We start from the raw sequence: 6,098 nt of genomic DNA, 5'->3' as shown, positions 1-6,098 counted from the left end.
CCTCCCGTCCGCCCCGTTCCCGCCTTCCGCCCCGTACAACGGGCATTTCGTCGCGCTGGCGCGAAAGTTGCTGATCTGGTTGCGTCTTGTATCCAAGACCATATCCAACTTTCAATCCTTAAGGACGATCAATGAACAAGCGTGAGTTTCTGAAGATCGCGTCGGCGGCGGGGATCGCGGGAGTCGCAGCGAAGGTACCTTCCGCATTCGCGCAGTCGGTCGACAAGGGCCCGATCAAGGTCGGCATCCTGCATTCGCTGTCCGGCACGATGGCGATTTCCGAGACGTCGCTGAAGGACACCGCGCTGATGACGATCGCCGACATCAACAAGGGCGGCGGCGTGATGGGCCGCAAGCTCGAGCCCGTCGTGGTCGATCCCGCATCGAACTGGCCGCTGTTCGCCGAGAAGGCGCGCCAGTTGCTCACGCAGGACAAGGTCGCGTGCGTGTTCGGCTGCTGGACGTCCGTGTCGCGCAAGTCCGTGCTGCCGGTGTTCGAGGAGCTGAACGGCCTGCTGTACTACCCGGTGCAGTACGAAGGCGAGGAAATGTCGCGCAACGTGTTCTACACGGGCGCGGCGCCCAACCAGCAGGCGATTCCGGCGGTCGAGTACCTGATGAGCGCGGAAGGCGGCGGCGCGAAGCGCTTCTTCCTGCTCGGCACCGACTACGTGTATCCGCGCACGACCAACAAGATCCTGCGCGCGTTCCTGAAATCGAAGGGCGTGAAGGACGCCGACATTCAGGAGGTCTACACGCCGTTCGGCCACAGCGATTACCAGACCATCGTCGCGAACATCAAGAACTTCTCGCAAGGCGGCAAGACGACCGTGATCTCGACGATCAACGGCGACTCGAACGTGCCGTTCTACAAGGAACTCGGCAACCAGGGGATCAAGGCGACCGACGTGCCGGTCGTCGCCTTCTCGGTCGGCGAGGAAGAGCTGCGCGGGATCGACACGAAGCCGCTCGTCGGCCACCTCGCCGCGTGGAACTACTTCATGTCGGTGAAGAACCCGACCAACACGAAGTTCAAGGACCAGTTCGCCGCGTGGGTGAAGGCGAACAACCTGCCGGGCGGCGCGAAGCGCGTGACCAACGACCCGATGGAAGCGACCTACGTGGGCATCCACATGTGGAAGCAGGCCGTCGAGAAGGCCAAGAGCACCGACGTCGACAAGGTGCGCGTCGCGATGATCGGCCAGACCGTCGCCGCGCCGTCGGGCTTCACGTTGACGATGGACGGCAACCACCATCTGCACAAGCCGGTGATGATCGGCGAGATCCGCGGCGACGGGCAGTTCAACGTCGTGTGGAAGACCAAGACCGCGGTGCGCGCGCAACCGTGGAGCCCGTTCATCGCGGGCAACCAGGGCAAGCCGGACGTCGTCTCGTCGATCCCGGCCTTCCTGCGCCGGCAGCGCGCGGCGCTCGCCTGACGCGACGCGCGCCTGCAGGCGGCGATGCGCCGGCCGCGCGCGCGGTGCTCCACCGCCCGCGCCGGCGCATCGCCGCACGAATCCGCCCACCCTACGCCCGACAGGATTTCCCGATGCCTACACGCTTACGCCGAGCCGCCGTCGCGATCGTCGCGTGCGCCGCCCTCGCGGGGGCGCTGCCGCGCGCCGCCTTCGCGCTGGGCGCCGCCGACACGGCCGCGCTCGCCGGCGACGACTTCGACGCGAAAACGGCCGCGATCGACCGGCTCGCCACCGACCCCGATCCGCGCGCCGTCGCGCTGCTCAACGCGCTGTCGAGCGGCGACGCGCTCGCGACCGGCGACGGCCGCCTGCTGATCCAGACCGGCGACACCGCGCACGACGCGCTCACGCAGGCCGCGACGCCGGCCGGCGACGCGCAGCCGGTGATGCTGAACAACCTGCTGCGCACGAAGATCGCGGGCGCGCTGTCCGGGCTCGCGCTCGCGTCCCCCGACGTCGCCGCGCGCCGCGACGCGATCGACGCGCTGCTGAAATCGCCCGACCCGGCGCTCAAGCCGATGATCGACCGCGCCCGCGCGAAGGAAACCGACCCTGCGCTGAAGCGCCGCCTCGACGCGCTGTGGGCGATCGCCGCGCTGCACGACGCCGATCCGGCGAGGCGCCTCGACGCCGTGCAGGTGGTGGCCGCCCGCCGCGACCTCGACATGATCGAGCAGTTGCGCCCGCTCGTCGCGAAGAACGCCGACGGCAGCTATGTGGAACCCGACGCGCGCGTGCGCGACGCCGCGCAGCGGGGGCTCGACGCGCTGCACACGCTGCAGCGCCGCGGCGAGATCGCGGGCACCCTGTTCGCGGGCCTGTCGCTCGGCAGCGTGCTGCTGCTCGCCGCGCTCGGCCTCGCGATCACGTACGGGCTGATCGGCGTGATCAACATGGCGCACGGCGAATTCCTGATGATCGGCGCATACGCCACCTACGTCGTGCAGACGCTGATCCAGCGCTACGCGCCCGGCGCGTTCGACTGGTATCCGCTCGTCGCCGTGCCCGTGTCGTTCGCGGCGGCCGCGCTCGTCGGCATCGTGCTCGAACGGCTCGTGCTGCGGCACCTGTACGGCCGCCCGCTCGAAACGCTGCTCGCGACGTTCGGCGTGAGCCTGATCCTGATCCAGGCAACCCGGATGCTGTTCGGCGCGCAGAACGTGCAGGTCGTGAACCCGTCGTGGATGAGCGGCGGCGTGACCGTGATGCAGAACCTGATCCTGCCGTACAACCGGCTCGTGATCCTCGGCTTCGCGCTCGCGGTGGTATTCGTCGCGTGGGCGGTGCTGACGAAGACGCGGCTCGGCCTGTTCGTGCGCGCGGTCACGCAGAACCGCAGGATGGCCGCCTGCGTCGGCGTGAAGACCGCGCGCGTCGATGCGTACGCGTTCGCGTTCGGCGCGGGCATCGCGGGCCTCGGCGGCTGCGCGCTGTCGCAGATCGGCAACGTGGGCCCCGACCTCGGCCAGAACTACATCATCGATTCGTTCATGGCGGTCGTGCTCGGCGGCGTCGGACAGATCGCCGGCACCGTGCTCGGCGGCTTCGGGCTCGGCCTCGCGAGCAAGGCGATCGAACCGTTCTGGGGCGCCGTGCTCGCGAAGATCGCGGTGCTCGTGATGATCGTGCTGTTCATCCAGAAACGCCCGCAGGGCATGTTCGCCCCGAAGGGGCGCAGCGCGGAGGCATGAGATGACTTCGATAACCGATTCCCTGTCGAACCCGGTGGCCGACGCGCCGGCGCCCGCCGCCCCGCGCGCGGACGGCGGCTTCGCGCTCGGCCTGCCGCCGCGCCCCGCGCTGCTGTCGCGCCGCGCGTGGCTCGCGCTCGTCGCGCTGTGCGTCGCGATCGGCATCGGCGTGCCGCTCGCCGCGCTCGTCGTGCCCGAATCGAGCGCGCTGCACCTGTCCGCCTATGCGATGACGCTCGCGGGCAAGCTGATGTGCTACGCGATCGCCGCGCTCGCGCTCGATCTCGTGTGGGGCTACTGCGGGATCCTGAGCCTCGGCCACGGGCTGTTCTTCGCGCTCGGCGGTTATGCGATCGGCATGTACCTGATGCGCGAGATCGGCCGCGACGGCAAGTACGGCAGCGACCTGCCCGACTTCATGGTATTCCTCGACTGGCACCAGTTGCCGTGGTACTGGAGCGGCACGCAGCATCTCGCGTGGGCGCTGCTGCTGGTCGTGCTGGTGCCGGCCGTGCTCGCGTGGGTGTTCGGCTTCTTCACGTTCCGCTCGCGCGTGAAGGGCGTGTACCTGTCGATCATCACGCAGGCGCTGACGTTCGCCGCGATGCTGCTGTTCTATCGCAACGAGACGGGCTTCGGCGGCAACAACGGCTTCACCGACTTCAAGCGCATCGCCGGCTTCGGGATCACGTCGCCCGGCACGCGCACGGTGCTGTTGCTGCTGACCTTCGCGACGCTCGTGCTCGCGTTCGTCGCCGCGCGCGCGATCGTCACGAGCAAGCTCGGGCGCGTCGTCACCGCGGTGCGCGACGGCGAGACGCGGCTGATGTTCCTCGGCTACAGCCCGCTCGCGTACAAGCTGTTCGTGTGGACCGTGTCGGCCGTGCTGTGCGGCATTGCCGGCGCCCTGTACGTGCCGCAGGTCGGCATCATCAACCCCGGCGAGATGTCGCCCGGCAACTCGATCGAGATGGCGATCTGGGTCGCGGTGGGCGGGCGCGGCACGCTGATCGGGCCGATCGTCGGCGCGTTCGCGGTGAACGGCGCAAAGAGCCTGTTTACCGCGTACTTCGCCGAATACTGGCTGTTTTTCCTCGGCCTGATCTTCGTGCTCGTGCCGCTGCTGCTGCCGCGCGGGATCATGGGCCTCGTCGAAACCGTGCTCTCGAAGGGGAAACGCGCATGAACGGAACGCCCCTCTACCAATTCGCGCCGCCGCCCGAGGACGAACTGCTGGCCGTCAGCGGCACCGCGTCGATGGGGCGCGTCGTGCCGCCGGGCATCGACACGTCGCACGGCACGATCCTCTACCTCGAGGATATCGAGGTGAGCTTCGACGGCTTTCGCGCGCTGAAGAAGCTGTCGCTCGCGATCGACGCGGGCGAGCTGCGCTGCGTGATCGGCCCGAACGGCGCGGGCAAGACCACGATGATGGACGTGATCACCGGCAAGACGCGCCCCGACGCGGGCAAGGTGTTTCTCGGCCAGACGCTCGATCTCGCGCGGATGAACGAACCCGAGATCGCGCGCGCGGGCATCGGCCGCAAGTTCCAGAAGCCGACCGTGTTCGAGCAGCATCCGGTGTGGGAGAACCTCGAGCTCGCGATGCAGACCGACAAGGGCTGGCTCGCGTCGCTGCGCGCGCGGCTCGACCGCGCCGCGCAGGCGAAGATCGAGGAAACGCTCGCGCTGATCGGCCTCGAAGCCCACGCGTTCCGCGCGGCCGGCGAGCTGTCGCACGGGCAGAAGCAGCGGCTCGAGATCGGCATGCTGCTGATGCAGCGCCCCGCGCTGCTGCTGCTCGACGAGCCGGCCGCCGGGATGACCGACCACGAGACGATGGAACTCGCCGAGCTGCTGAACACGCTGCGCGGCACCTGCTCGATGATGGTCGTCGAGCACGACATGGAATTCGTCGCGGCGCTCGCGGGCGACAAGGGCCGCGTGACGGTGATGGCCGAGGGCGCGGTGCTCGCGCAAGGCACCCTCGACCAGGTCAAGCGCGACGATGCGGTGATCGAGTCTTACCTTGGACGATGATGCGATGCTGAAGATCGATGCACTGAACCAGTACTACGGCGGCAGCCATATCCTGCGCAACGTGAGCCTCGCGGCGGACGACGGCAAGCTCACCGTGCTGCTCGGCCGCAACGGCGTCGGCAAGAGCACACTGCTGCGCTGCCTGATGGGCGTCGTCGCCGCGAAAAGCGGCAGCGTGTCGTGGCGCGGCACGGCGCTCGGCGCGATGCCGCCCTATGCGCGCGTCGCGGCCGGGCTCGCGTACGTGCCGCAAGGCCGCGACATCTTTCCGCGGCTCACCGTCGAGGAGAACCTGCTCGTCGGCGCGGCGAGCCGCAAGGCGCCCTCGAAAGTGCCCGACCGCATCTACGACCTGTTTCCGGTGCTGAAGGACATGCGCGCGCGGCGCGGCGGCGACCTGTCGGGCGGCCAGCAGCAGCAGCTCGCGATCGGCCGGGCCCTGATGAGCGAGCCGCAGTTGCTGATTCTCGACGAGCCGACCGAGGGCATCCAGCCGTCGATCATCCAGGACATCGGCCGCACGCTGCGCCAGCTCGTCGACGAATCGAAGATGACCGTGCTGCTCGTCGAACAGTATTACGACTTCGCGCGTTCGATCGCGGATCGCTACTGGGTGATGAGCCGCGGCGAAATCGTCGCGGGCGGCGACGCGCGGGACATGGAAACGAACGGCGTGCGCGAGCTGATCGCGGTGTGACGCGCGGCGCGGCGGCAGGCGTCGGCGCCCGGTTCGCGGCCGGCCGGACACGGCCCGGCCGAAACCGGCGCTATCGACGAACGCGGCATCTGGATTATTGTTCCGGTAGCATCCACGTTCTTCGCGCCCGTTCCACCCGTTCCCCGTTCGCCGCCGATGTCCGCCCCCGATTCCCATGCCCCGCTGTCC

Annotated in this window: 5 protein-coding genes; all 5 read left to right on the top strand. The window is 68.7% G+C overall.

Features of this window, described 5'->3' with window-relative positions; genetic code table 11:
* The first annotated feature begins 131 nt into the window (after positions 1 to 131).
* Positions 132 to 1,439 (top strand): urea ABC transporter substrate-binding protein, encoded by a 1,308-nt coding sequence (gene urtA, locus GQ56_RS0138565; RefSeq protein WP_031403711.1) that lies wholly within the window; start codon positions 132 to 134, stop codon positions 1,437 to 1,439.
* Between the two features lie 113 nt (positions 1,440 to 1,552).
* A complete protein-coding gene (urtB, locus tag GQ56_RS0138560) occupies positions 1,553 to 3,172 on the top strand; it encodes an urea ABC transporter permease subunit UrtB (RefSeq protein WP_034199868.1) in 1,620 nt (539 codons plus the stop codon).
* A 1-nt stretch (position 3,173) separates the two neighbouring features.
* Positions 3,174 to 4,358 carry an urea ABC transporter permease subunit UrtC gene (gene urtC / locus GQ56_RS0138555; RefSeq protein WP_031403709.1) on the top strand — a complete coding sequence of 395 codons (1,185 nt, stop codon included), beginning with the start codon at positions 3,174 to 3,176 and terminating at the stop codon, positions 4,356 to 4,358.
* Positions 4,355 to 5,212: an urea ABC transporter ATP-binding protein UrtD gene (gene urtD / locus GQ56_RS0138550; RefSeq protein ID WP_031403708.1), complete on the top strand. Its 858-nt coding sequence runs from the start codon at positions 4,355 to 4,357 to the stop codon at positions 5,210 to 5,212. The genes urtC and urtD overlap by 4 nt, the downstream gene beginning before the upstream one ends.
* 4 nt (positions 5,213 to 5,216) lie before the next feature.
* Positions 5,217 to 5,909, top strand: coding sequence for an urea ABC transporter ATP-binding subunit UrtE (gene urtE, locus GQ56_RS0138545; protein WP_031403707.1), 693 nt, complete (start codon positions 5,217 to 5,219; stop codon positions 5,907 to 5,909).
* The last annotated feature ends 189 nt before the right edge of the window (positions 5,910 to 6,098 follow it).

The organism is Burkholderia paludis, from assembly GCF_000732615.1.
Classification (GTDB): Bacteria; Pseudomonadota; Gammaproteobacteria; order Burkholderiales; family Burkholderiaceae; genus Burkholderia; species Burkholderia paludis.
The sequence above is the reverse complement of the archived record's forward strand: the minus strand, read 5'-3'. Positions and strand labels throughout refer to the sequence as shown.

Coding starts and splice junctions, on each gene's coding strand:
- urtA (WP_031403711.1), top strand. CDS start 132: ATGAACAAGCGTGAGTTTCTGAAGATCGCGTCGGCGGCGGGGATCGCG.
- urtB (WP_034199868.1), top strand. CDS start 1,553: ATGCCTACACGCTTACGCCGAGCCGCCGTCGCGATCGTCGCGTGCGCC.
- urtC (WP_031403709.1), top strand. CDS start 3,174: ATGACTTCGATAACCGATTCCCTGTCGAACCCGGTGGCCGACGCGCCG.
- urtD (WP_031403708.1), top strand. CDS start 4,355: ATGAACGGAACGCCCCTCTACCAATTCGCGCCGCCGCCCGAGGACGAA.
- urtE (WP_031403707.1), top strand. CDS start 5,217: ATGCTGAAGATCGATGCACTGAACCAGTACTACGGCGGCAGCCATATC.